The 25,631-nt window shown below is 68.6% G+C and carries 22 protein-coding genes; 15 read left to right on the top strand and 7 right to left on the bottom strand.

What is annotated here, in order from left to right:
* Positions 1–432: 432 nt before the first annotated feature.
* Genes ACTWQN_RS22510 through ACTWQN_RS22485 form a run of 6 tightly spaced genes read left to right on the top strand, consistent with a single transcriptional unit; the run spans position 433 to position 5,307 of the window.
* A complete protein-coding gene (locus ACTWQN_RS22510; RefSeq protein ID WP_443205502.1) occupies positions 433–1,485 on the top strand; it encodes an ATP-binding protein in 1,053 nt (350 codons plus the stop codon).
* The gene (locus ACTWQN_RS22505; protein ID WP_443205501.1) at positions 1,482–1,895 is read left to right on the top strand and encodes a roadblock/LC7 domain-containing protein; all 414 of its coding nucleotides are present in this window, start codon (positions 1,482–1,484) and stop codon (positions 1,893–1,895) included. The genes ACTWQN_RS22510 and ACTWQN_RS22505 overlap by 4 nt, the downstream gene beginning before the upstream one ends.
* Positions 1,892–2,245, top strand: a complete 354-nt coding sequence (locus tag ACTWQN_RS22500) for a DUF742 domain-containing protein (RefSeq protein WP_443205500.1) — start codon at positions 1,892–1,894, stop codon at positions 2,243–2,245. The genes ACTWQN_RS22505 and ACTWQN_RS22500 overlap by 4 nt, the downstream gene beginning before the upstream one ends.
* Positions 2,223–2,819 carry a GTP-binding protein gene (locus ACTWQN_RS22495; protein WP_443205499.1) on the top strand — a complete coding sequence of 199 codons (597 nt, stop codon included), beginning with the start codon at positions 2,223–2,225 and terminating at the stop codon, positions 2,817–2,819. The genes ACTWQN_RS22500 and ACTWQN_RS22495 overlap by 23 nt, the downstream gene beginning before the upstream one ends.
* Positions 2,816–4,207 carry a cytochrome P450 gene (locus ACTWQN_RS22490; protein ID WP_443205498.1) on the top strand — a complete coding sequence of 464 codons (1,392 nt, stop codon included), beginning with the start codon at positions 2,816–2,818 and terminating at the stop codon, positions 4,205–4,207. Before ACTWQN_RS22495 ends, ACTWQN_RS22490 begins: the two co-directional genes overlap by 4 nt.
* Complete coding sequence (locus tag ACTWQN_RS22485; RefSeq protein ID WP_443205548.1) at positions 4,189–5,307, top strand: cytochrome P450 family protein; 1,119 nt, start codon at positions 4,189–4,191, stop codon at positions 5,305–5,307. Before ACTWQN_RS22490 ends, ACTWQN_RS22485 begins: the two co-directional genes overlap by 19 nt.
* A 27-nt stretch (positions 5,308–5,334) precedes the next feature.
* Here ACTWQN_RS22485 and ACTWQN_RS22480 read toward each other — a convergent pair whose 3' ends face one another.
* Positions 5,335–6,309, bottom strand: a complete 975-nt coding sequence (locus ACTWQN_RS22480; protein ID WP_443205497.1) for a hypothetical protein — start codon at positions 6,307–6,309, stop codon at positions 5,335–5,337.
* A 390-nt stretch (positions 6,310–6,699) separates the two neighbouring features.
* On the opposite strand from ACTWQN_RS22480, the gene ACTWQN_RS22475 reads away from it, so the two are divergent.
* Positions 6,700–7,284, top strand: coding sequence for a hypothetical protein (locus tag ACTWQN_RS22475; protein ID WP_443205496.1), 585 nt, complete (start codon positions 6,700–6,702; stop codon positions 7,282–7,284).
* A gap of 98 nt (positions 7,285–7,382) precedes the next feature.
* Here ACTWQN_RS22475 and ACTWQN_RS22470 read toward each other — a convergent pair whose 3' ends face one another.
* Positions 7,383–9,260, bottom strand: a complete 1,878-nt coding sequence (locus tag ACTWQN_RS22470) for an acyl-CoA dehydrogenase family protein (protein WP_443205495.1) — start codon at positions 9,258–9,260, stop codon at positions 7,383–7,385.
* A 77-nt stretch (positions 9,261–9,337) separates the two neighbouring features.
* Positions 9,338–9,535: an NADPH-dependent FMN reductase family protein gene (locus ACTWQN_RS22465; RefSeq protein ID WP_443205494.1), complete on the bottom strand. Its 198-nt coding sequence runs from the start codon at positions 9,533–9,535 to the stop codon at positions 9,338–9,340.
* A 122-nt stretch (positions 9,536–9,657) separates the two neighbouring features.
* On the opposite strand from ACTWQN_RS22465, the gene ACTWQN_RS22460 reads away from it, so the two are divergent.
* Together ACTWQN_RS22460 and ACTWQN_RS22455 are read left to right on the top strand one after the other, a co-directional pair.
* A complete protein-coding gene (locus ACTWQN_RS22460; protein ID WP_443205493.1) occupies positions 9,658–9,828 on the top strand; it encodes a hypothetical protein in 171 nt (56 codons plus the stop codon).
* Positions 9,829–10,028: 200 nt separating this feature from the next.
* A complete protein-coding gene (locus ACTWQN_RS22455) occupies positions 10,029–10,553 on the top strand; it encodes an ester cyclase (protein WP_443205492.1) in 525 nt (174 codons plus the stop codon).
* A gap of 72 nt (positions 10,554–10,625) precedes the next feature.
* Here ACTWQN_RS22455 and leuS read toward each other — a convergent pair whose 3' ends face one another.
* On the bottom strand, positions 10,626–13,514 hold the full coding sequence (leuS, locus tag ACTWQN_RS22450) for a leucine--tRNA ligase (RefSeq protein WP_443205491.1): 2,889 nt from the start codon (positions 13,512–13,514) through the stop codon (positions 10,626–10,628).
* Between the two features lie 193 nt (positions 13,515–13,707).
* Positions 13,708–14,772 carry an esterase-like activity of phytase family protein gene (locus ACTWQN_RS22445; protein WP_443205490.1) on the bottom strand — a complete coding sequence of 355 codons (1,065 nt, stop codon included), beginning with the start codon at positions 14,770–14,772 and terminating at the stop codon, positions 13,708–13,710.
* Between the two features lie 66 nt (positions 14,773–14,838).
* On the opposite strand from ACTWQN_RS22445, the gene ACTWQN_RS22440 reads away from it, so the two are divergent.
* Complete coding sequence (locus ACTWQN_RS22440) at positions 14,839–15,252, top strand: SdpI family protein (RefSeq protein WP_443205489.1); 414 nt, start codon at positions 14,839–14,841, stop codon at positions 15,250–15,252.
* 84 nt (positions 15,253–15,336) lie between these two features.
* Positions 15,337–16,302, top strand: a complete 966-nt coding sequence (locus ACTWQN_RS22435; protein WP_443205488.1) for a magnesium and cobalt transport protein CorA — start codon at positions 15,337–15,339, stop codon at positions 16,300–16,302.
* A 176-nt stretch (positions 16,303–16,478) separates the two neighbouring features.
* Here ACTWQN_RS22435 and ACTWQN_RS22430 read toward each other — a convergent pair whose 3' ends face one another.
* Both ACTWQN_RS22430 and ACTWQN_RS22425 read right to left on the bottom strand, forming a co-directional pair.
* Positions 16,479–17,054: a YqgE/AlgH family protein gene (locus tag ACTWQN_RS22430; RefSeq protein ID WP_443205487.1), complete on the bottom strand. Its 576-nt coding sequence runs from the start codon at positions 17,052–17,054 to the stop codon at positions 16,479–16,481.
* A 374-nt stretch (positions 17,055–17,428) separates the two neighbouring features.
* Positions 17,429–18,877, bottom strand: coding sequence for a CCA tRNA nucleotidyltransferase (locus tag ACTWQN_RS22425; protein WP_443205547.1), 1,449 nt, complete (start codon positions 18,875–18,877; stop codon positions 17,429–17,431).
* A 256-nt stretch (positions 18,878–19,133) separates the two neighbouring features.
* On the opposite strand from ACTWQN_RS22425, the gene ACTWQN_RS22420 reads away from it, so the two are divergent.
* From ACTWQN_RS22420 to ACTWQN_RS22405, 4 genes are all read left to right on the top strand, one after another.
* Positions 19,134–19,691, top strand: coding sequence for an NUDIX hydrolase (locus ACTWQN_RS22420; protein WP_443205486.1), 558 nt, complete (start codon positions 19,134–19,136; stop codon positions 19,689–19,691).
* Positions 19,688–21,955, top strand: coding sequence for a DUF6049 family protein (locus tag ACTWQN_RS22415; RefSeq protein WP_443205485.1), 2,268 nt, complete (start codon positions 19,688–19,690; stop codon positions 21,953–21,955). Before ACTWQN_RS22420 ends, ACTWQN_RS22415 begins: the two co-directional genes overlap by 4 nt.
* Positions 21,956–22,084: 129 nt before the next feature.
* Positions 22,085–23,917 carry a murein biosynthesis integral membrane protein MurJ gene (murJ, locus tag ACTWQN_RS22410; protein ID WP_443205546.1) on the top strand — a complete coding sequence of 611 codons (1,833 nt, stop codon included), beginning with the start codon at positions 22,085–22,087 and terminating at the stop codon, positions 23,915–23,917.
* 98 nt (positions 23,918–24,015) lie between these two features.
* Positions 24,016–25,593 (top strand): protein kinase family protein, encoded by a 1,578-nt coding sequence (locus tag ACTWQN_RS22405; protein ID WP_443205484.1) that lies wholly within the window; start codon positions 24,016–24,018, stop codon positions 25,591–25,593.
* The last annotated feature ends 38 nt before the right edge of the window (positions 25,594–25,631 follow it).

The following is a 25,631-nucleotide window of genomic DNA, read 5'->3' as shown; positions in this document are numbered from 1 at the left end:
ATGGCTGCGGACAACGCGGCGCCGCCGATTCGCCGCCCATGATCACCCGAATACCGCAAGAGAACTCGGAATGGGGGACCAGGAAGTGCGACGCAGCGAACATCCTGTCCGGAACACCCGATTCGGGAAAGTACTTGCCGCGCAGGTAGGTTTCGCCGTTGTCCGCTACGTGCCATCGCCTTCGCGCACCGCGAGGTGGTAGCGTTCTCCGCTCGCCGGACAACTGCCGTTGATTGTTACGAAGATGTAACGGAGCACTCCTAAGTGGACGTGGCATTGTGGATTGCGATTGCGGCAATCGGATTAGCCCTCTTGGTCACATACCTGCGCCAGCAGCAAATCAAGGCCCAGCTTCGCGCTCGTGACCAGGAAGCGGCTCACTTGGTCGCACACCGCCTTCCGTCACTTGTGGAATCCCAGCAAGGCATCCCCGTGGAAGTGCCCGGCATCTTCCACCAGCAGCTCGCCGGGACCCCGTATGCGGAAAAGCTGGACTCGGTCATGGAGCTGTTCACCCGCTTCGCGGCGGAAACCAAGCAGCGCGCCGACCGAGCCGCGAAAGCGACGCTGACCTCGACGATGCGCGGCGTGCAGAGCCTGGCCAACGAACAGCAGCTGGTCATCACCGAAATGCAGCACCGGCACGACGATCCCGAAGTGCTGGCCGACCTGCTGAAGATCGACCACGCCAACTCGCAGCTCGCCCGCCGGGCGCAGGCCACCGCGGTGCTGTGCGGATCCTGGCCCGGACAGCAGCGGGCGGCCTCCCCGTTGACCGACGTGGTGCGGGGCGCCACCTCGCGGATCCGCGACTACCTGCGGGTCAAGGTGCACACCCAGGTCGACATGGCGGTGGTCAGCCGCGCCGTGGAGCCCGTGGTACTCGCGTTGGCGGAACTGCTGGACAACGCGGCGCGCTACTCGCAGCCCAACACCTCGGTCGAAGTGCACTTCCAGCCCGCGCACAACGGCATCTCCATCGTGATCGACGACGCCGGGGTCGGGATGAACGCCGAGGAGCGCGAGCACACGCAGTCGCTGCTGTCGGCGCAGGAAGCAGTGGACATCAACCGGCTCGGCGACCCGCCGCAGATCGGCTTCGCCCTCGCCGGGGTGCTCGCCGCCCGCTACGAATTCAAGGTTTTCGTCGAGGCTTCCTCGCCATACGGCGGCATGCGCGCCGTGGTGTTCCTGCCCAACGAACTGCTGACCAGGGTGGAGGCGCAGCCAGTGGTGCCACCAGCTGCTGAAGACGCACCTGTTGCGCAGTCGCCCGCGCAGCGCACCGCTGGCGGACTGCCGAAACGGCGCCGGAAGTCGAACGCGACGTCGGTCGCGGACTCGCCGACCGAATCCATCCCGACCCTCAACTGGGGTCGCGGCCGCGCACAAGGCATGGGGGCATGGCAACGCGGCACGCGATCCGGTCGCGCCGACCCCGCGAAAAGTCGACCGAACAACGACGAAGGAACGGCCACGCCATGAATCAGAGCCAGCACAACAGCCTGGGGTGGATGCTCGACGAAGCACTGCGGATGCCGGAGGCGAAACACGCGATCCTGCTCTCCGCGGACGGCTTGCTCATGGCCCACTCGAAGAACATCGGCCGGGAGGACGCGGAACGCCAAGCCGCCGCGATGTCCGGGCTGCAATCGCTCGCCCGCGCGACCGCTGAGTTCTGCGGCAACCCCGACATGCCGTGGCAGCAGACCATCACCGAGTTCGACTTCGGTTACGTGTTCCTCGTCGCCGCCGGTCCGCGCGCCTACGTCGCCGCCTCCGCAACGGAGCGGATCGACGTGGAGACCATGACCCATCGACTGATGGAACTGGTTCAGCGCCTGGGCAAGGAGCTGACCGCCTCGCAGCGCACCGGGGTCGGTGGGTCGGCGTGAGCCCGGACCCGCGTGAACGGGCACTGGTGCGACCGCACGTGGTCACCGGCGGACGCGCCCACCCGACGCGCAACACCTTCGATCTGGTCACCCTGGTCACCGCGGCTCGCAACGAGATCGTCGGCCTCAGCCCCGAACAGCAGCGCGTGATGCGGCTGTGCCGGGGCGGTGCGCTGTCGGTGGTCGAGATCGCCGGGCACCTCGCGTTGCCGATCAGCGTCACCAAGGTCCTGCTGGGCGACCTGCTGGACAGCGGCCACATCACCACCCGCACCCCCCGGCCCCAACCGGATGCGCCGAACCTCGACATCTTGCAGGAGGTCCTCGATGGGCTACGCGCCCGCCTGTGACGACATATACCTGCGCCACACTGTTCAAGCCGCGACGAAGCTGCTGATCGTGGGGCATTTCGCCGTCGGAAAGACCACCTTCGTCGGCACGCTCTCGGAGATCCGTCCACTTCGGACGGAGGAGACGATGACGCAGGCCAGTGAACTGGTCGACGACCTGGCGGGAGTACCCGAGAAGAAGACCACGACGGTCGCGATGGACTTCGGGCGGCTGACCCTCAGCGACCGGCTGGTGCTGTACCTGTTCGGCGCCCCCGGGCAGCACCGCTTCACGCCGCTGTGGCGCGATCTCGCCCAGGGGGCGCTCGGCGCGCTGGTGCTCGCCGACACCCGCCGCCTGGAGCACTCCTTTCCCGTGATGGACCTCCTCGAAGAGGTCGGGCTGCGTTACGCGGTGGCCATCAACCACTTCGACGACGCACCCGTGTTCAGCAACGCAGAGCTGCGCGAGGCGCTCGACCTGAGCGCCGAAACCCCGCTGGTCACCTGCGATGCCCGCGATCAGGCCTCGTCGACGCGCGCGCTGATCTCGCTCGTCGAATACCTCCACCGCACCGAGCAGGAGCACGCGTGACCTCCCAACCCGCCGAGCAGGACACCCCGCCACCACCGGAACCTCGTGGCGGCCGAACTCCGTTGTACGGGCCGGAATTCGCCGCGGATCCGCGCCGCGTCTACGGCCAGCTGCGGCACCACGGACCGACGGCGCCGGTCGAAATCGCCCCGGGCGTTCCCGCGACCTTGGTCACCAGCTACCAGGCGGCGCTGGAAGTGCTGCGCGATCCCGCCACGTTCCCGAAGGACCCGCGCCGGTGGCAGCAGAAGGTTCCGCCGGACTGCCCGGTGCTGCCGATGATGATGTACCGGCAGAACTGCCTGTTCACCGACGGTGCCGTGCACACCCGGTTGCGCAGGGCCATGAACGACAGCCTCGGCCGGGTCGACGTCCGGGACATCCGGGCCTACGTCGAGCACAGCGCCGACGCCCTCATCGACGAGTTCGCCTATGCCGGGCAGGCCGATCTGATCCTGCAGTACGCGCGAGTCCTGCCACTGCTCGTGCTCAACCGGATGTGCGGTACCCCACCGGCCATCGGAGATCGCATCCTGATCGGGATGATGGGGATCTTCGACGGCGTCGACGCCGAGAAGTCCAATGAGGAACTGGGTGCGGCCATCGGTGAGCTGGTCGCGCTCAAACGACTCCAACCAGCGGCGGACGTGACGTCCTGGCTGATGGAGCACCCGGCGCGGTTGGCCGACGAGGAAGTGGTCCACCAGCACATGGTCCTGATGGGCGCCGGATGCGAGCCCCAGCAGAACCTGATCACCAACACGATGCGGCTGCTGCTGTCCGACAACCGGTTCGGCGGCGATCTCGCCGGTGGCAGCCTGCCCGTCGAAGAGGCGCTGGACGAGGTCCTCTGGACCGACCCGCCGATGGCCAACTACGGCACCACCTACCCGGTGCAGGAGGTGCAGATCGGCGGCAACCCGGTTCCCGCCGACGAACCGGTCCTGATCAGCTTCGCCGCCGCCAACACCGACCCGTCCCTGGTCGCCGGTCACGGTCGGGTGGGCAACCGCGCCCACCTCGCCTTCAGCGCGGGCCCGCACACCTGCCCGACACCAGCACAGCGGATGGCCCGGGTGATCGCCTCGGCGGCCATCGAAAAACTCCTCGACCGGCTGCCCGGAATCGAGCTGGCGGTGCCCGCCGACACCCTGAAGTGGCGCCCCGGCCCGTTCCACCGAGCACTGGAAGCCCTCCCCGTTCGCTTTCCTCCGCCCTCCGCACCGGTTCAACCCGACAGCATTGGAGACGGTCAATGGAGCACGAGCCCGGTCCCCACCTCCTCGACCCGACCGGCGGGAACATCCACGCCGAAGCAGCCCGGTTACGACAGCAAGGACCAGCAACGCTGGTGGAACTTCCCGGCGAAGTGGTTGCGTGGGCGGTAACCAGCTCGGATCTGCTCCGCAAGCTCCTCACCGACCCGCGGGTGTCCAAGGACCCGCGCCAGCACTGGCCGCAGTGGATCAACGGTGAGATCCCCGAAGACTGGCCGCTGCACATCTGGGTTTCGGTGCAGAACATGTTCACCGCCTACGGCACCGAACACACCCGACTGCGACTGCTGGTCTCCAAGGCCTTCACCGCACGCCGCACCGAATCCCAGCGGCCCCGCATCGAGCAGATCACCGAGAACCTGCTCGGCGATCTGGCCGCCACACCGCCGGGACAACCGGTCGACCTCCGCGAGGCATTCGCCTCCCCGCTGCCGATCGAGGTCATCAGCCAACTGTTCGGGGTCCCCGACCACAGCCGGGCAGACCTGCGACGGGTCGCCGACGGGATCTTCGACACGACCATCACGCCAGAAGAAGCGCTGCTCGTGCAGCGCGACCTCTACGCGATCATGCACGATCTCGTCGACAGCAAGCGGAACACGCCCGGCGATGACATGACCAGCGACCTCATCGCGGCCCGCGACAACGACGGCTCCCGGCTCACCGAGAGCGAACTCGTCGACACCATCATCCTGATGGTCACCGCCGGGTACGAGACCACCGTCAACCTGCTCGACCACGCCATCACCGCGCTGCTCACGCATCCCGACCAGCTCGAACTCGTCCGCACCGGGCAGCACTCCTGGGACGACGTGATCGAGGAAACGCTGCGCTGGCAACCACCGGTGGCGAACCTGCCGCTGCGCTACGCCGTCGACGACATCGAGCTGGACGGCATCAAGATCCGCAAGGGCGAAGCCATCGTCGCCGCCTTCGCGGCCGTCGGCCGCGAACCGAGCTACGAGGGCGAAGACGTCGACCGCTTCGACATCGCGCGTCCGAACAAGAGCCACCTGTCCTTCGGGCACGGACCGCACTTCTGCGTGGGCTCATCGCTGGCCCGGCTCGAAGCCGGTATCGCGCTGCCCGCCCTGTTCGACAGGTTCCCGGAGCTGTCCCTGGCCGTGCCGCCGGAACAGCTGCAACCCGTGGCGTCCTTCATCGCCAACGGCCACCGCGCGCTGCCGGTCGTGTGCACGCCCGGCACCTAGACCGCGCACTGCCCGCGTGTTGGCGGATCACGAGTTGGTGAGGGCGGAGATGTTGCCCACGTGCAGGTTCTCGATCACGTTGCGGGCGTCGCGGTACTGGTAGGAGCCCGACTCGAACAGCAGGTAGGCGGCTCCGCCGTACTCCGTCATGCCCTCGGCCATGCTCGGCGCGCGGAAGCACTTGGTGGACGGCTTGTCGATGTCCGTCGCGCCCTTGTCCACCACGTAGATGTTGCTGCGGTTGGCGCGGCCGTAGGACGAGGTGAAGACGAACTTGTCCTTGGTGACCATCAGGCCCTGCGTCTTGGTGGGCACCTCGTAGGCGTGCTCGGTGGTCAGCGAACCGTCGTCGCCCACCTTGTAGGAGTACATCTCGCCGCGGCCGGTGTCGTTGAACTTGCCCGCGTAGAGGGTGTCGCCGTAGCTCGACACGAACGACGCGGCGTAGACGTTGCGCGCCTTGCCGACCTGCTTGAGGTACGGGGCGCCGCCCTGCTTCATTGCGTCGGCCAGGTCGGTGAGCCGGTACTTGCGGATCGTGCCCCACTTGCCGGAGTTCTGGCCCTGCACGAACGCCCAGCCCTTGCTGACCGCGATCCCGCCGACGTGCGACTCGGCGATGGCGGCGGCGCCGACCTGCTTGCCGGTCAACGGATCGATGCCGATGATGCGGGCATCCTGGCCCGGCTCGCCGTAGGCGGTCACCAGCAGCAGGTCGTTGCCGCTGCCATCCCAGTCGCGCCAGGAGGAAATGCCCTGCGGCGTGTACTTGTCCAGGCCCGGCACCGCTGGTCCCTTGTCGAAGGCTCCGTCATAGGCGTACGAGGCGGACGGTCCGCTGTAGAACGTCGCGTTGGAGCCGCTGGCGTCCGACTCGCACGTGATGGCCTGGTCGGAACTTCCTTCTTCAGGCGCCGGGGCGGCTGTGCTGGTGGCGGCGGTACCGAGCAGGAACGCACCGCTGACCACGGTGATGGCGGTTTTCCGGAGCAGGGTGTGCATCGCGTCTCTCAGACATCTCGGCATCGTCTTGTCCACCCGTAGGACGCAGCACAGCCGGATCGGTTCCACCTGTGATCCACTTTCCGTTAACCGATCAGCGATCCCCTGGTAGGTGACGGAAATTCGCCAGCCAATCACGGCGAATGTATGCGGTGGCGCGTCGGGGAATTCGGGAAGCCCTGGCACAGGGCACCTGCGGCGCGATCGCGGACGCGGTGGACTTCCGGGATTTCAACGGCTTGTTCCGCGACTAGCGGACCGTTCAGGTCAGCCCGCTGCTGCGTTCGGCGCAATTCGGGGTTCGGGGCGATCTTTCTCGCGGTTCGGGTGAACCCGCATCGTCGCCAGGCGTCCAACGGACAATTGGACGACAAGCGTGGAGGTAGGGCCGTGTTGCACAGGTCGGTGCGAATGCTTGGTTCGGCGTTGGCGGTCGGTGCCGCGCTGCTGCTTTCGGCGTGCGGCCAGCAGGCGCCGCCGCCGCCGAACCTGCCGCCAGCTGGTGAGATCAACCAGGACTGGATCGCCGTCGACAGCCCACCGGTGCAGTCCACATCGGACACACCTGCCGCCGATCCGGCTTCGCCGCCGAAGACCACGACCAAGACCACACCGCAGGCCAGCGAACCGGCCCAGGCCCCGTCGAAGGAGTTCTTCGCGGCCACCTACGTGGACAGCACGAACCGCAAGCTCGTGCAGCGGCCGAGCGAGTTCATCCCGCCGAACGTCACCGGCCAGTACGCCAGCGAGGTCAAGCTGATGAACCTCAGCTGGTCGAGCTGGGGCGACAACGGCGGAATCGCCACCGGAGACGCCTACATCACCGGTGGTGGCGGCGCCCCCGAGACGGTGCACGGTGTCCGGCTCATCCTGGACAACCCGCAACCGCGCAACGGCACGATGCAGTACACCCACTACATGATCACCTGGCCCGAGTACGACGAACCAGACGAAGGCCAGCTCAACACCCTGTAACAGTCCGGATTCACCACTCACGAACCCGTTCAAGTGAGCAGTGAAGGGCACCTTTTACCAACTTACTTGGTAGAAGGTGCCCTTCACCTCGGTTCAGATCATGTGGCGATCGGGGCGGTTAGCCATTGGCGGGGGGTGCCGAAGGCCGTGACGAGGTCGACCGCGTGCGGGCGGAGTTGGCCGCACAGCACGTTGATCGCCTCGATGATCGCCTTCGACCGACGCGGCGTGATGCGCTCGTGCTCCAGGAACCAGCCGCGATCTTCCTCGATGTTGGACAGCACGTACAGGTCGCAGAGCTTGTTCAGCACCGCGGCGGTCCGGCGGTCGCCGCAGCGCTCGATCGCCGCGACGAAGGCCTCCAGCACCACGCGGTCCACGTGCACCCGGGCCGCCCGCAGCAGGTGGTCCTGCGCGTTGTTGAACACCTCGAAGGCGTTGTCGCGGTTCGCCCTTCGCAGCCGACGGCCGAGGCCGTCGAGCACGTGCCGCTCGCGGTCGTCGAACAGCTTCAGCTGCCAGCCGCGGTCGAGGATGTCGTCCCGGCCCGACCTGTCGATGATCCGCTGCACCAGGGAACGCGTCGCCGTGCGCTCGATCACCGCGCCGACGAAGGCCTCGGCGAGGAACTTGGCCATGCCCAGCGTGCCGAGGTCGTCGAACTGGTCCTTGTAGTTGGTCAGCAGCCCCTTGGCCACCAGTTGCAGCAGCACCGTGTTGTCGCCCTCGAACGTGGTGAAGACGTCGGTGTCGGCCTTGAGCTGCGCCAACTGGTTCTCCGCCAGGTAGCCCGCGCCGCCGCACGCCTCCCGGCAGGTCTGGATGGTCTGCGTCGCGTGCCAGGTCGAGACCGCCTTCAGCCCGGCAGCGCGGGTTTCCAGTTCCCGTTGCTGGCGTTCGTCATCGCGCACCTCGTGCAACGTGGTCACCAGCTCTTCCTGCGCGAAGTGCAGGGCGAAGGTCTTCGCCAGCGCGGGCAGCAGTTTCCGCTGGTGTGCGAGGTAATCCAGCAGCACGGCTGGCACGCCGGTGTCGGGTCGCTCGAACTGGCGGCGGGCGTCGGCGTAGCGCAGCGCGATCTCCAGCGCCAGCTTGGTGGCGCCGCCCGCGGTACCGGCCACCGAGATCCGACCGCGGATCAGGGTGCCGAGCATGGTGAAGAACCGCTTGCTGGAGCTGGCGATCGGGCTGCGGTAGGTGCCGTCCGGGTCGACGTCGCCGTAGCGGTTGAGCAGCGCCTCGCGCGGCACCCGCACCTGGTCGAAGGCGATCCGGCCGTTGTCGACACCGCCGAGCCCGGCTTTCCGGCCGCAGTCGGTGATCCGCACGCCCGGCAGCGTCTGCCCGGCAGCGTCCCGGATCGGCACCAGCAGCGCGTGCACGCCGTGGGTCTCGCCGCCGGTGATCAGCTGGGCGAACACCACCGCCAGCCGACCGTCCCGGGCGGCGTTGCCGATGTAGTCCTTGCGCGCCGACTCGTCCGGCGTCTGCACCACGAATTCCTGCGTCGCGGGGTCGTAGGTGGCGGTGGTGCGCAGGTGTTGGACGTCCGAGCCGTGGCCGGTCTCGGTCATCGCGAAGCAGCCCGGCAGGTCCAGGCTCATGATGTCGCGCAGGTAGCGCTCGTGGTGTTCTTCGGTGCCCAGCGCGACGATCGCGCCGCCGAACAGTCCCCATTGGACACCGGCCTTGACCATCAGGGACAGGTTGCCGGGCAGCATCTCCATCGAGACGACCGAACCGCCCGCGTCGCCGCGACCGCCGTAGGCGACTGGGAAACCGAGATCGGTGATGCCCGACTTGACCAGCAGGTGCAGCTGTTCGTAGGTCTGCGCGCGGTGGCTTTCGACGTCCAGGTCGTCGCCCGGCGGAAGCGGCACGCCGTCGAGGGCTTCGCGGACCTGGTTGCGGACGTGGGCCCAACGTCCGTCCAGCAGGGTCGCGAGTTCGCCTGCGTCGAATCCGGAGCTTTCCATCGCGGTCTCCACTCGTCGGTACCTGATCCGAGCCTAGTTACCGACGAGTAACACCGCCATGTGAGCTACCTCGCCGGTCAGCCGGCGAGCTTGGCGGCCTTACCGGCGATCCGGGAACCGTAGTACTCGGCTGCCTTGAGCTCGGCGTCGGTCGGGCCGGACCCGTTGCCGAAGGCGCCCGCGCCGTACGGGTTGCCGCCCGCCGCGTGGATCGCGTCGTCGGTGCAGCCCGGCGGCACCAGCACCGAACCCCAGTGCATGAACACGTTGTACATGCTCAGCAGTGTCGACTCGTGACCGCCGTGCAGCGTGCTCGCACTGACGAAACCGCCCGCCACCTTGTCCGCCAGCGCGCCCTTCGCCCACGGGGGCCTACTACCTGTACCGGACCCATCTGATGATGCTGATCAGCGAGGTCCGGCCAGAACTCGACGCTGCCTACCTGGCCGATGCGCTGCTCGCCGCGACCGGCGCCGAACTCGTCGTCCACCAGCTGCGCGACCTCGGCATCAGCCGCGACCGCGTGCTGGCCGGTATCGACGCCCTCGTCACCGGACTCGACCTCTGAACCCGTCCCGCGCGGCTCGTGGCGATTTCTCGCGAAATCGCCTGCTCACCCGCAGCGGTCGAATCCCGCGCGGCTCGCTTCGAAGAAGGGCACTGACCTCGCTAGGCCCGATGGTGGAGTGCGCGTCGGCCGCCAGCGACCGATGATCGCTGCATGCCCCGCCGCCGCTCGACACCGCTGTTGTCAGGAGGTGCAGTCGCATGAGTTCGAACCCCGGCGACATCGATCTCGGTGCCCTGTTCGACGAGCACGTCGCGGACGAGTTCGTCGTGCGGGACGTTGCCGCGACCATGGCGACGATGACCGATGCACCCGTGGTCAACCACGTGCCCACGACCGCCGGAGGCGCTGGTCGGGACGCGGTGACCCGGTTCTACCGCGACCACTTCATCGGGCAGTGGCCCGAGGACGTGGTCATCAACCGACTGTCCAGGACGATCGACGCGGAGCGCGTGGTCGACGAGATGATCATCAGCTTCACCCACGACCGGGTCATCGACGCGCTGCTGCCCGGTGTGGCGCCAACCGGCCGCCGCGTCGAGATCGCCGCCGTGGCGGTGGTGGGCTGCGAGAACGGCAAGGTCGCCTACGAACACATCTACTGGGACCAAGCATCCCTGCTGGTCCAGATCGGCCTCCTCAACCGCGACTCCCTACCGGTAACCGGCGAAGAACAGGTCAAAGCCCTACTGAAAAACCAACCCCTCAACACCCTGCAACCATGACGAGCGAGTGAAGGGCACCTTTGACCGGCATAGTCGGTCAAAGGTGCCCTTCAGCCATCACCCGAATGGTCGTCAGGCGACGACGTTGACCAGGCGGCCCGGCACGACGATGACCTTGCGCGGGTCCTTGCCCTCCAGCGCCGCGGCGATCTTCTCGTCCGCCAGCGCGCTGGCCTGCACCGCTTCCCGGTCCGCCGAGGCGGGCACCACGATCCGGGACCGCACCTTGCCGTTGATCTGGATCGGGTACTCCACGGTGTCCTCGACCAGGTACTCCTCGTCGGCCACCGGGAACGGACCGTGCGCCAGGCTCCCCGAGTGCCCGAGCCGGGCCCAGATCTCCTCGGCCAGGTGCGGCGTCAACGGCGCGACCATCAGCACCAGCGGCTCCACCACCGCCCGCGGCGTGCCATCGGCCGCCGAATAGGCCTTGGTGATCCGGTTGTTGAACTCGATCAGCTTCGCCACCGCGGTGTTGAACCGCAGCTCCGCGTAGTCCTCCCGGACCCCGGCGATGGTCTTGTGCAGCGCCCGCAGCATCTCGACGTCCGGCTGCTGCTCGGTCAACCGCAGCGCACCGGTGTTCTCGTCGACCACGTTGCGCCACAACCGCTGCAAGAACCGGTGCGAGCCCACCACGTCCTTGGTCACCCACGGCCGCGACGCGTCCAGCGGACCCATCGACATCTCGTACAACCGCAGCGTGTCCACGCCGTAGGCGTCGGCCATCTCGTCCGGGGAGACGGAGTTCTTCAGGCTCTTGCCCATCTTCCCGTACTCCCGGAAGACCTCCTGGCCCTGGTAGAAGTACTTGCCATCGCGTTCTTCCACCTCCTCGGCCGGGACGTACACGCCGCGCGAGTCGGCGAAGGCGTAGGCCTGGATGTAGCCCTGGTTGTACAACCGCCGGTACGGCTCCTCCGACTCCAGGTAGCCCAGGTCGTGCAGCACCTTGTGCCAGAACCGCGAGTACAGCAGGTGCAGCACCGCGTGCTCCACGCCGCCGACGTACAGGTCCACCCCGCCCGGGTCGCTCGCGCCGTGCAGCTCCGGGTGCTTGCCCATCCAGTACCGCTCGTTGGCCGGGTCGACCAACCGCTGGTCGTTGTCCGGGTCGATGTAGCGCAGCTGGTACCAGCAGGAACCGGCCCACTGCGGCATCACGTTGGTGTCCCGCCGGTAGTGCTGCAACCCGTCGCCCAGGTCCAGCTCCACCTCGGCCCAGTCGGTGGCCTTGGCCAGCGGCGGCTCCGGACTGCTGTCGGCGTCCTCCGGATCGAAGGTGCGCGGCGAGTAGTCCTCCACCTCGGGCAGCTCGACGGGCAGCTGGCCCTCCGGCAGCGCCAGCGGCACGCCGTCGTCGCCGTAGACGATCGGGAACGGCTCGCCCCAGTAGCGCTGCCGCGCGAACAGCCAGTCGCGCAGCTTGTACTGGACGGTGCCCTGGCCGTGGCGGTGCTCCTCCAGCCAGTCGATGATCAGCTTCTTGGCGTCCTGGACCTCCAGGCCGTTGAGGCTCAGGCCAGTGGTCTCCGAAGCGGAGTTGATCGCCGGACCCTCACCGGTGAACGCCTCGCCGTCGAAGCCGGGCGACGGCTGCACGGTGCGGATGATCGGCAGGCCGAACACCGTCGCGAAGTCCCAGTCCCGCTGGTCCTGGCCGGGCACCGCCATGATCGCGCCGGTGCCGTAGCCCATCAGCACGTAGTCGGCGATGAACACCGGGATCTGCGTGCCGTTGACCGGGTTCGTCGCCCAGGCCCCGGTGAAGACGCCGGTCTTCTCCTTGTTCTCCTGGCGGTCCAGATCGGACTTCATCGACGCGGTGCGCCGGTACCGCGCGACCGCCTCGGCCGGGGTCGCCACGCCACCGGTCCAGCGGTCGTCCGCCTCAGCCGGCCACTCGGTGGCGGTCAGCTCGTCGACCAGCGGGTGTTCCGGTGCCAGCACCATGTACGTGACACCGAACAGGGTGTCCGGACGGGTGGTGAACACCTCGATGTGGTGGGCCGAACCGTCCAGCGGGAACCGCACGTTGGCGCCCTGCGAGCGGCCGATCCAGTTCCGCTGCATGGTCTTGACCTTCTCCGGCCACTCCAGCCGGTCCAGGTCGTCGACCAGTCGGTCGGCGTAGGCGGTGATCCGCATCATCCACTGCTTGAGGTTGCGGCGGAACACCGGATAGTTGCCGCGCTCGGTCAGCCCGTCGGCGGTGACCTCCTCGTTCGCGACCACCGTGCCCAGTCCCGGCGCCCAGTTCACCGGAGCTTCGGACAGGTACGCCAGCCGGTAGGAGTCGATGACCTCGGCCCGCTCGGCGCTGGTCAGCTCGGCCCACCGGCGGCCGTCCGGGGTGGCGCGCTCACCGGTGGCGAACTGCTCCGCCAGCTCGGCGATCGGTCGGGCGCGGCCCTTGCCTCCGGCGGCCTCGGTGTCGTACCAGGAGTTGAAGATCTGCAGGAAGATCCACTGCGTCCAGCGGTAGAACTCGATGTCGGTGGTGGCGATCCGGCGCCGCTCGTCGTGGCCCAGGCCCAGGCGGCGGATCTGCCCCAGGAACCGCTGGATGTTGGCCTCGGTGGTGGTGCGCGGGTGCGTCCCGGTCTGCACCGCGTACTGCTCGGCGGGCAGGCCGAAGGAGTCGAAGCCCATGGTGTGCAGCACATTGCGGCCCAGCATCCGGTGGTAGCGGGCGTAGACGTCGGTGCCGATGTAGCCCAGCGGGTGGCCGACGTGCAGGCCGGAACCGGACGGGTACGGGAACATGTCCTGGACGAACAGCTTGTCCGCCGGGATGTCACCGGAGAGCGAACCAGCCGGGTTGGGGGCGTGGAACGTGCCGCGCTCCTCCCACTGGCGCTGCCAGCGCCGTTCGAGCTCGGCCGCCGTGTCCGCGGTGTAGCGGAACTGCGGAACCTCTTCGGTACCCCCGGTCGTCGAGCCCTCTGCCTGGCCACTCATCGTCTTGCGTCCTTCCCTGCCCTCTCGCCCGAACAGCGGTTCATGCGCTCCTAGTGTGCCGCCTGCTGAAAATGGAAAACCCCCCAGGCCCTGGGAGGGCATGAGGGGTTGCCGCGTCGAAGCGTCGCTACCGGACGTTCAACGCGGCCTCGCAAGAAGTCGTCGAATGCTCACGCCTCCAGGGTAACCGAGATCACTTCACCGCAAGGGTGATCAGCTGGGTCGTCTGGTCGGGGGAGAAGTTGTCGTCGCTGACCAGCACCAAGCTGCGGCTGCCGTCGGGAAGTCGCGGACCCCAGGTCATCCCCTCGACGTTGTCGATCTTGTTCAAGCCCAGGTCGGCGAGGTCCACCAGCAGCTGCTTGTGCACCGGCCGAACGTCCGCGCCGAGCAGCGACGGGACGTCCTGCACATCGGTGGCGCCGCGGGTGTCGACCCGGTAGATCCGGATCGAGTTGCCGACTCCGGTGACGAACGACCGCTCCATCACCAGGTACCCGCCGCGGTCGGCCAGCAGCGCGGACACCCCGTTGTTGGCGAACCCGCCGGTCGGCGACTCGGCGAACACCTTCTCCAGCGGGTAGGCGTACTGCCCGATCACCCGGCCGGACCGGGCCTGCACGGTGATCCGGGACAGCGCGCCGTGCTCGGTGGTCGGGGACTCGCCGTCCTGGATCAGCGGTCCCTCCATCGCGGTGACCACCCGGGCGCCACCGGCGGTGAAGGTCAGGCCCTCCAGCACCTCGTTCTGCTTCGGCCCGGTCTCCGGCAACATCCGCAGGTTCGCGGGCAGCGGCAGCTCCGCGTCGAACGCGCCGTCGGTCCGGGCGCTGCGGATCGACGGGTCGATCAGCTGCGTGCTGCGCTCGCCCTCGCTGGTCCACCAGAGGTCGCGGGTCCACGGGTCCCAGCGGATGTCCTCCGGGTCCACGCTGCCCTTCGGATAGGTCGTGCCGTCCGGGCGCAGCAGCGGCACGGTGCCGGTCAGCCGCACCTCGTTGTCGTGCAGCTGCGCGGTGTAGATCCGCGCCGGTTGCAGGTCCGAGCGATCGTCGCTGATCAGCACCCATTGCCCGGTTCGCGGGTCGTAGTCCGCACCGGACAGTCCGCCGACCGTGGTGCCGTCGAACTGCATGGCATGCGGCAGCGTCGTTTCGCCCACCAGCCGCACGTCGTCGGTTGCGGCGGCAGCGGGTGCGGCTGCCGCGACCGTCAGCGCGATCGCCAGCAGTCCGATCGGGACAGATGTTTTCGCCATGTGGGACAGCACACCCGACCAGGGTGTCCAGCAGGTAGCGCCCAGATGGAGGCTTAGGCTGTTCGAGTGCTCGCTGTTCAGGTGATCTGCTGCGCGATCTTGGTTCTCGGTGGGGCGGCGCTGCTGTTCCTCGGTTTCCGGGGACTGCGGGGCCAACTGCCCCGCAACCGCTACGTCGGTGTCCGCACCCCCGCCGCCATGCGCAGCGAGGACGCGTTCGAACTCGCCAACCGGGCGGCCGGGCCCGCGATGCTGGCCGGTGGGGCGGTCGCGGTGCTCGCCGGTGCCTCGCTGCCGATGCTGGCCGCCACGTTCAGCGTGGTGATGGTCGCGGTGATCGGGCTGGTCGGGGCGTTCGCGCTGATGACCGTCGGCGGTGTGATCGGTGACCGGGCCGCCGAGGCGATGCCCGAACCGGCGCCGGTCGGCGGCTGCGCCGGTTGCGCGGGCGGTTGCTGCGGCGCGCCGCAGCAGAACTGACCTTTCCAGGGGAACCGGGCCTTTCCAGAGAACCGGGCTCGGCAATTCGCGCCGCTGGGACGCCGCCGTGGCAACGTGACCGGCATGCTGAGGTGCACCCGCTTCCGCAACGGCGACTCGGAGGAGATCGCCGAAGCCGACGTGTTCGAGGCCCTGCGGACCGTGCCGGAGGACGCCTTCATCTGGCTCGACCTGCCGCCCGAGCGTTTCGACGTGCTGCACGAGGCGGCACAGCTGCTCGCCCTGCCGCGACTGGCCGTCGAAAACGCCGTGCAGGCGCACCAGCGCGCCAAGATCGAGCCGTATCCGGGCTGCCTGTTCGTGGTGCTCAAGGTGCTCGGCTACCACGAGGCGACCTCGACGGTCAGCATCTCGGAGCTGATGCTGCTGCTCAGCGACCGGGTGCTGATCTCGGTCCGGCACGGCGATGGGGACCCGTCCGCCGAGGCGCACCGGCGGGCCGCCGAACGACCCGACCTCGTCGCGCACGGGCGGCTGGCCGTGGTCTACCTGCTCGCGGACGCCGTGGTGGACGGCTACCTCGCCATCTCGGCGGAACTCGGCAAGGACCTCGTCGCGCTGGAGCAGCGGGTCTTCGCCCCGGGCCGGGACGACCCGACCGCCGAGCTGTACTCGCTCAAGCGGGAGGTGCTTGATTTCCGCGACGCGGTCGAGCCGCTGCTGCCGATCGCCCACCGGTTCCGGAGCCCGGAGGGCCCGGTGCAGGGCGTGCTCGGGCACCACTTCCGCGACGTGGCCGATCACGTGCTGCGCGCCGGTCGGGAGGCGCTGTCCTACGACGAGCTGCTCAACTCGGTGCTCGCCGCCCAGTTCTCGCGGACCGGGCTGTGGCAGAACGAGGACATGCGCAAGATCTCCGCGTGGGCGGCGATCGCGCTGGTGCCGACCATCGTCGGGTCCATCTACGGGATGAACTTCAACTACATGCCGGAACTGCACTGGGTCTTCGGCTATCCGCTGGCCCTGCTGCTGATCGTTGGCGCCTGCTGCGGCCTGTACGCCACCTTCCGCCGCAACGGCTGGCTCTGACGGCCAGCCGTTCTCACCGGGGCGACCACTCACGAGCTCTGTGCTGCTTCGTCAATCCACACCCAGTTGTCCACAACCCTGTGGACAACCTTCAAATCTGTGGATAACTCCCAGCCCAAACAGCCAAATTCCGCGATTCGGAACCACGCTTTTGGATTCCGGACTTTGGGATCGCGTCAATTGAGTTTGACGTCGCCGGGGTGGGTGGCGAGGAACGCCAGCGGCGGGCCCTGTCGGCGGAGCACGCGCCCCCATAGTTCGGTGCCCGGATCGGCGATCACGTCGTCGGGGAGGGCGGGGACCACGATCCAATCGCCCCGGTCGATCTCGCCAGCCAGTTGGCCGGTCTCCCAACCGGCGTACCCGGCGAAGAAGCGCAACCCCCGAGCCTTGGGCACCAGGTCGTCGGGGTCGCCGTCGAGATCGACCAGGCCGACCGGGCCGCGGACGCCGATCATCCCGGCGATCGCCCCGACGTCCTCACCGGCGCGCAGCGTGGCCAGGCAGATCGCCGTGCGCTGTTCCACCGGACCGCCGACGAACAGCGACTGCGGTTCGGTCGCGTGCTGACCCCACTTCGGCAGCACGTCGTGCACCGCTACCTCGCTCGGCCGGTTCAGCACGACGCCAAGAGTGCCCTCGGCACGATGGTGGATGACGTAAACGACCGTCCGCCGAAAGTTCCGGTCCAGCAGTTGTGGAGCAGCGACGAGCAGCGTCCCCGGTTCCACGTCCGCATCAGATCCCACCATCGCATGATCTCACTGGTTGCCCGCGCACGAACCCACCCTGACCAAACCGACCCAGCAGACACCCCCACCAGGCCCAATACCGACAGCAAATCCCGAAACACCAATCATCAGCCATAGCGAGTCGTTCAATTCACTATTATTAACGACACCCTGAGGGTCTGTCTTTGGTTTTGAAGCGGCGCAGCCGCTTGGCCCACCTACGCCACCGGCACCGCCGCGGGTTCTCAGACTCTGCCCACTGGCGTTCTCTGCGAGGCCTGCCACGACGTGGTGTATCGGACATACATGAGTCGGGGATCCCGGAGTCGAGACGGCGTGTGAGGTTCCGCTACCCGCGCCGCCACGCAAAACGAGTTCAAGAACAGACGCTGAGGTCAGGGAACGTCGATGCCCTGGGTCCTGGCCCAGCGGAAGAGCTCCTCGACGGCATCCTCGTGGGACATCGGGCCGCGGTCCAGGCGCAGCTCCTTGAGGTGCTTCCAGGCCTGGCCCACGACCGGGCCGGGGTCCACGCCGAGCAGCCGCATGATCTCGTTGCCGTCCAGGTCGGGCCGGACCTTCGCCAGGTCCTCAGCCGCCGCGATCCTGGCGATGCGCTCCTCCAGATCGTCGTACGCGCGCTGCAACGCGGCCGCCTTGCGCTTGTTGCGGGTCGTGCAGTCCGCCCGCACCAGCTTGTGCAGCCGATCCAGCAGCGGACCGGCGTCGTTGACGTAGCGGCGGACCGCCGAATCGGTCCACTGGCCGTCGCTGTAGCCGTGGAACCGGAGGTGCAGGAACACCAGGTCGGCGACGTCGTTGATGACGTCCTTCGGGTACCGCAGCGCGCGCAACCGCTTGCGCACCATCTTCGCGCCGACCACCTCGTGGTGGTGGAAGCTCACCCCGCCACCGGACTCGAACCGCCGGGTGGCCGGCTTGCCGATGTCGTGCAGCAACGCCGCGAGCCGCAGCACCAGATCCGGCGGGCCGTCCGGGTCGGCCGCCCGCTCCAGGTCGATCGCCTGGTCCAAGACGGTCAGCGAGTGCTGGTAGACGTCCTTGTGCTGGTGGTGCTCGTCGATCTCCAGCTTCATCTCGGGCACCTCGGGCAGCACGTGGTCGGCGAGCCCGGTGTCCACCAGCAGCTCGACGCCGCGCCGCGGGAACTCGCCGCACAGCAGCTTGGACAACTCGACCTGCACCCGCTCCGGGGTGATCCGGGTGATCTCGATGGCCATGTCGGTCATCGCCTGCACCACCCGGTCGGCGGCGGTGAAGCCGAGCTGGGAGACGAAGCGCGCCGCGCGCAGCATCCGCAGCGGGTCGTCGGCGAAGGAGTCCTCCGGGGCCGCCGGGGTGTCCAGCCGCCGCGCCACCAGGTCTGCCATCCCGCCGTGCCGGTCGATGAACGCCCGGCCCGGCAGCTCGATGGCCATCGCGTTCACGGTGAAGTCGCGACGCACCAGGTCACCCTCGATGGTGTCGCCGAAGGCGACGTCCGGATTGCGGCCCACCCGGTCGTAGGTGTCGGCGCGGAACGTGGTGATCTCGACGGTCGTGCCGCGCCGGAAGGCGCCGAGGGTGCCGAACTGGATGCCGGTGTCCCAGATCGTCTCGGCCCAGCCGGTCAGCAGGTCGCGCACCTGATCCGGACGCGCCTCGGTGGTGAAGTCGAGATCGGTGCCCAACCGGCCCAGCAGCATGTCCCGCACGCTGCCACCGACCAGGTACAACCGGTGGCCCGCCGCGGCGAAGCGCTGCGCGAGCTCCTCGGCGACCGGCGCGACTTTCACCAACTCCACGACAGCGTTGCGCTGCGCCTCGCGTTCCCGAGACTGCATCTCGGCGGACGTGGCGGAGTCGTGGTGCTGTGAAGGGGACACGAGATATCAGGGTATCGGCTGCTCAGCCCACCCAATTACCCCTGTGCGGGCCTGCGCAATCAGGTGGGCCGCGCAACCTCGGCACCAGGCCAGCGGACCAGCCGTGGGCCAGGGTCACAGCGCCGAAACGGCGGCTGGGTTCGCGCCACCAGCGCCCCTGTCGCCGGGCGACCAGTTCCCCCCTAAAACTGCTGATCGCACTACCATCAGCGGCATGCCCCCGTCGCCCGGCCGCTCCGGCGGTGCCCAGCCGGGGCGTCGGAACCGACGCCGGCGGCGCAGGCTGCGGACGGTCGACGAAACCTCCGCTGGGGGGCTGGTGGTCGACGGCGCGGCAGGCCTCGCTGCGATCATCGGAAGGCTGGACCGCAAGGGACGACTGCTGTGGTCGCTGCCGAAGGGACACATCGAGGCCGGTGAGACCCCCGAACAGACCGCGGTGCGCGAGGTCACCGAGGAGACCGGGATCATCGGCCGGGTGGTGATGCCGATCGGCACGATCGACTACTGGTTCGTCGCGGGCAACCGGCGCATACACAAGACCGTGCACCACTTCCTGCTGGATGCGGTGGGCGGAGAGCTTTCCGACGAGGACGTGGAGGTCACCGAGGTGGCGTGGGTGCCGCTTGGTGAACTGGACGAGGTACTGGCCTACGCCGACGAACGTCGGCTGGTGCGCCGCGCGCTGAGCCTGCGCAGCGGCGAACCGGACGGCGCGGCCGAGCGGCTCGGAGCCCGGCCAGCACGAGGTAGCGGGACGGAGCCCGGGTGAGGTTTCTGCTGGCCGCGATGGTCGCGGCGGTGTTGTTCGCGGTAATCCCGGTGGTCCCGGCACCATCGGCGGCCGCACAGGGCGGGACTCCGACCCAGTTGGACGTGATCAAGATCACTCCATCTGTGGTGGATGGCGGCGCGCCGCCCGGCGAGCTCGTCGTGACCGCCAGGTTGACCAACACCAGCGACAACGAGATCAACGACATCGAAGCCCGCATCCAGCGAGGCAATCCGACCACCACCGAACCGGCCGTCCAGCGCGCGCTGCGCGACGACTCGCCAACAGTCACCGAACCCTCCTTCAGCGCGGTCGCCGACCACCTCGCGCCCGGCCAGCAGATCCCCGTCGAGCTGCGCATCCCGCTCACCGGACCGAACTCGCTGCAGATCAGCCAGCCCGGCGTCTACCCGCTGCTGATCAACATCAACGGCGCGCCGACCATCGGCGGCCGGGCGCGGATCGCCGAAGCCCGATTCCTGCTGCCGGTGCTGGCCACCCCCGGCGGCGCCCCGACCCGACCCGCGCAGCCGACCAAGACCAGCCTGATCGTGCCGCTGGTCGATTACCCCCGGCTGGAGCGGGAAGCCATCCCGGGCACGGGGGCGGTGCTGGTCGACGACCAGCTGTCCACGTCGCTGGCGCCCGGCGGTCGGCTCTACGAGCTGGTGCAGGCGGTGATCGACGGCGCTGGGCCCGGCTCGCGGCTGGGCAACGCGCTGTGCTTCGCGATCGACCCGGACCTGCTGATCACCGTGAGCGCCATGCGGGGCGGTTACCAGGTGCGCCAGCCGAACGGTTCGCTGGTCGAAGGCATCGGTACCGGTGCCGCCAACCTGTGGCTGACCAAGCTGCGGGAGGCCACCGCGGGGCGCTGTGTGATCGCCCTGCCCTACGCCGACGCGGACATCGTCGCCGTGAGCCGCGCCGAGAACGGGCTGCCGGACGTGATCGACGGTGCGCTGCGCGGTGCCGACCTGCTGCGGGCACCGGAAATCCTGGGAGTCGACCCGCGACCGGTGCTCTGGCCGATCGAGGGAGCGCTGGACGAACCGGCCGCCGGTGCGCTGCCGCGCATCAGCACCGCACTGCTGGAGCCCCGGTCGTTGCAGCTGCCCGCCGGATCGCTGTCGCCGGTCCGGGTCCGGGGCCACGACCTGGCCGCCGTCCCCATCGACCCGCTGCTGACCAGCGCGCTCGACCCGCTGCACGACACGCCGCAGAAGGTCACCGCGCTGTCGCCGGCGCAGAACGGGCTGCTGTCCGCGCAGAACACCCTTGGCGCGCTGGTCTTCCGCGCCACCCAGGGCAACATCGCGGGCGCCACCTCGGTGCTGGCGCCGCCGCGTCGCTGGAACCTGCGCGGGGACGACGTGCGCAGCTTGCTCGACGGCATGCGACAGCTGGCCGACGCCGGGATCATCGAGCCCACCCCGCTGCCCGAGCCCGACCCGGCCACGCTGCCGGAAGCCGACCTCAGCTACCCGGTGGACACCGGTTCCGCGGAAATCCCGCGACCGCTGGTCGACCAGCTCCGCGACCAGAACTTCAAGGTCGGCGACCTGTACGTGTCGTCGCAGACGGAACGTTCCAGCCCGGTCGACCCCGGCCGCGTCACCACACCGCTGTTCAACGGGCTGCTGCACGGTGTCTCCAGCGCGTGGCGCGGCAGCCCCGAGGCGGCCCGGCAGTGGGTCGAGCGGGCCACCGGCGTGATCAACGAAGTGCTCGGCAAGGTCCGGCTGGAGGAGTTCCCCGGCGCGAAAACCCGGATTTCCTCGGACAGCCCGATCCCGATCACCGTGGTGAACGATCTGCCGATCACGATCTCGGTCGTGCTCCACATCCCGCGGGTGCCCGGCGTCGAGGTGCGCAACGACTTCGGCGGAACGCTCACCGTTCCGGCCAACGCAAGGCGGCAGTTCCTCCTGGAGACCACCGCGCAGGGGGCCGGGACGTTCGCCATCGACGTCACCGCCACAACCCAGCGGGGCACCCAGTTCGGCACCACCGAACGGCTGCAGATCTATTCCACCAACTACGGGGCGCTCATCCCGATCCTCACCGCGATCGCAGCCGCCTTGCTGGTGCTGATGTCCGGGCGGCGAATCCTCCGGCGGTTCCGGGCCAGGCGCCAACGGGCCGCGGCATCAGCCGAATCGACCGGTTCTGCCGAGCCGGGCCAGACCAACGGCGTACCGCAACCGGACGTGCCCGGAATCGTGCAGGCCCCCACCACCGACCGTGATCGGAACCGGAACTGAGATCCTGAGCGGAATCGCACCAGCACTCGCAGGTGTGAAACTCGACTGAGCGACAGGACCGGGCGGCCACTCGGTGTTCCGGCGGGCGAAGGATTTGAGGCAGTGAACCGAGACAGGGACCCCGGGCGGATGGGCGGTGCTCCCAGGCAACAGCCCGCGCCACGGCCCGAGACGCGCCCGACCGTGCCGATCCGGCGACCCGCCGCCGCACCGCCGCCACCGGCCCCGCTGCGGACCGGGCCGCCGAACAGACCGCGCGGCTGGCACGCCGCGGAGACCCAGCCGATCCCGGCGATACCGCCGGAACCCGGCATGGACCAGGCCGCCGAACAGACGCAGGTGATCCGCCCGGTCTCGCCGGGCAAGCCGTCCCTGCTCAAGGCCAGCGGCTCGATGGCGATCGCCACCCTGACCAGCCGGATCACCGGCTTCCTGTGGAAGCTGATGCTGGCCATCGCGGTCAGCTTCGGCGAGGTCAACGACTCGTTCACGGTCGCCAACACGCTGCCGAACACCATCTTCGAACTGCTCATCGGCGGTGTGCTGACCAGCGTGGTGGTCCCGGTGCTGGTGCGCGCGCAGAAGTCCGACCCCGACGGCGGCCAGCGGTTCGTCCAGCAGTTGATGACGCTGGCGATGGTGATCCTCGGGGTCGGCACACTGCTGGCGTTGGTCTGCACCCCGATCCTGACCTGGATCTTCGTCACCGAATCCGATGCCTCGAACCCGGCGCTGGTCAACGCTCTGGCGTACCTGCTGCTGCCGCAGATCTTCTTCTACGGCGTCAGTGCGCTGGTCGGCGCGATCCTGCAGTCGAAGCAGATCTTCAGCCCCCCGGCCTGGGCGCCGGTGGTCAACAACCTGGTCGTGATCGCCACCATCGGCGTCTACGTCCTGCTCCCGGGAGCTCTGACGCTGGACCCGGTGTCCATGACCGACGCGCACGTGCTCACGCTCGGCATCGGCGTGACCGCGGGCGTGATCTGCCAGGCCGCGATCCAACTGCCCGCCCTGCGCAAGACCGGCTTCCGGCTCCGCTGGCGGTGGGGATGGGACTCGCGGCTGTCCGAGTTCGGCGGGCTCGCGCTCTGGACGCTCGGGTACGTCGCGATCAGCCTGATCGGACTGGTCGTGCTCAGCCGGGTGGCCACCGGTGCCGACGCCGGTGCCTGGTCGATCTACAACTACGTGTGGATGCTGCTCCAATTGCCCTACGGCGTGATCGGTTTCTCGATCATGACGGCGATCCTGCCGCGGATGAGCGCGGCCGCCGCCGACGGCGACCACCGCAAGGTGATCGACGACCTCTCGCTGGGCAATCGACTGTCCACAGTGACCCTGTTGCCGGTCAGCGCGGTCATGACGGCGCTGGGCGTGCCGCTGGCCGTCGGGCTGTTCGCGCTCAAGCAGGACGCGATCGGGCAGGCCACCACGCTGGGCCTGGCGCTGGCCGTGTCGGCCTTCGGCGTGCTGCCCTACGCGCTGACCATGATGCAGATGCGGACGTTCAACGCGTTGCAGGACGCCCGCACCCCGACGCTGATCATGGTCGTGATGACCGCCGCCAAGGTGCTGATGGCCTTGGTGGTGGCGAACTTCCTGGAACCCGACCAGGTGGTGTTCGGCCTGACGTTCATCAATTCGTTCACCTTCGTCGTCGGTTGGCTGGTCGGTGAAGGCTGGTTGCGGCACCGGCTCGGTCCGCTGGGCAGCCGGCGTTTCCTTGGCACACTGGCGAAAACGCTGACCGCTTCGGTGCTCGGTGGCCTCCTCGCCTGGGCCAGTACGCTCGGCGTGGACGTGCTGATCCCCGGAAACGCCGGTGCTGGAACGGGATGGCTGCAGTTGATCGTCGGTGCGTTGGTCGGCTTCGCGGCGATCTTCGGTCTGATGTCCGTGCTGCGAGTGGCCGAACTGCGGCCCGCGATCGGACGGCTCACCGGTTTGCTGCGTCGTCGCTGACTGCCGCGTCACGTACCCTCGACGACGAAGTCTCCTTCCGCGGGGGAAGAGGGGCGGCACGCAGCCCCTGGCGGACCGGAAGGAGCGGGAGAGGAAAGGTGACCAGCAAACCCACCGAGCAGATCGCGGCGGAAAGCGGCGAATCCGGCGGCGACGAGGGTTCATCCGAGCAGGGGTTGACCCCTGGCCGGGTACTGGACCACGGCCGATACCGGCTGCTTTCCCAAGTCGGCTCGGACAACCGCTGCAACGTCCAGCTGTGGCGGGCCAAGGACGGCGTGCTGGGTCGCGATGTGGCGCTGACGATCCTGGTCGGCGATCGCTCCGACTCCCAAGCGGCCTCCAACGCGCGGCGGACCTTGGAACGTGCCATGCACGCCAGCACGTTCAACCACATCGGCGTCGCGCGGGTGCTCGACGTCGTCACGCAGTCCTCCAGCGAACCGACCGGCGTGCTCGGCATCGTGATCGCCGAATGGACCCACGGCACCGATCTGCTCGACCTGGTCACCGAGGGACCGCTGCCGCCCGGCACCGCGGCCCGGCTGCTGCAGCCGCTGGCCGCCGCCGTCGAAGCCGCGCACCACGCCGGTCTGGTGCTCGGCGCCGACCACCCGCAGCGCATCCGGGTCACGCCGGACGGTGAGATCCGGATGGCCTTCCCCGGCCCGATGGCGCAGGCCACCTCCAGCGACGACGTGCGCGGCCTGGGTGCCGCGCTGTACCTGCTGCTCACCGGGCGGTGGGCGCTCGGCGACGCGCCCGAGGGGCTGCCGGTCGCGCCGACCGGCCCGGACGGCAACTTGGTGGCACCGCGCACGTTGCGGCCGACCGTGCCGCTGGAGCTGTCCACGGTCGCGGTGCGCGCGCTGGGCAATCCGGATTCCACCGGCACCACCGGCGGGGTCCGCACCGGCGCCGCGGTGCTCCGCGTGCTGGAGCAGCACGCCACCTTCGATACCGCGAATGCGGCGACGCAAAGCGATCAGGCCACCGAGAGCAACGAGGTCTGGCGGCGCGAAGACCCCAAGCCGGACCGGGTCAAGCGCAAGAAGCTGATGATCAGCGTCGGCGTGCTGGCGGTGGCCACGCTGCTGGTGATCAGCTGGATCGCGGTCGGCCTGATCGGCATGTTCACCGACACCGGCAACAACAGCGGCGACGGCCGCACCATCAACCAGAACCAGCCCGGCAACTCGCAGCCGGGCCAGCCCCCAGCCGCAGCGACGCCGCTGAAGATCACCGCTGGCACTTCGTTCAACACCAACAACGACCCGGACGCCCCGGGGCGCATCCCGAACCTGTTCGACGGCAACCCGACCACCTACTGGTCGACGTTCAACTACAAACAGCAGCTCGGTCCCGGCGGCATCAGCAACGGGACCGGCGCGGTGCTGACCTTGGACCACGCCGCGGTGATCAGGCAGGTCGTGATCAACGCGCCGGGCCCGAGTGCGGGCACCAGGGTGGAGATCCGGCAGGTCAACGGCACGCCGAGCCTGGAAGGCAGCAAGCTGATCGGGTCCGCGGTGCTGGCCGCGGGCGACACCCCGATCACCGTGCAGGCCGACTCGCCGACCCAGCAGATCCTGGTGGTGATCACCCAGTTGGTGCCCAACGGTGGTGGCTTCGCCTCCCAGATCAACGAGGTCACGGTCAGCGGCAGCGCGGCTTGATGAGCTGTCGGTAGCCCTTCGTGACGGTTGACCAGGGG

Origin of the sequence: Saccharopolyspora antiqui (assembly GCF_052246905.1) — a bacterium.
Taxonomy (GTDB): Bacteria; Actinomycetota; Actinomycetes; order Mycobacteriales; family Pseudonocardiaceae; genus Saccharopolyspora.
The sequence above is the reverse complement of the archived record's forward strand: the minus strand, read 5'-3'. Positions and strand labels throughout refer to the sequence as shown.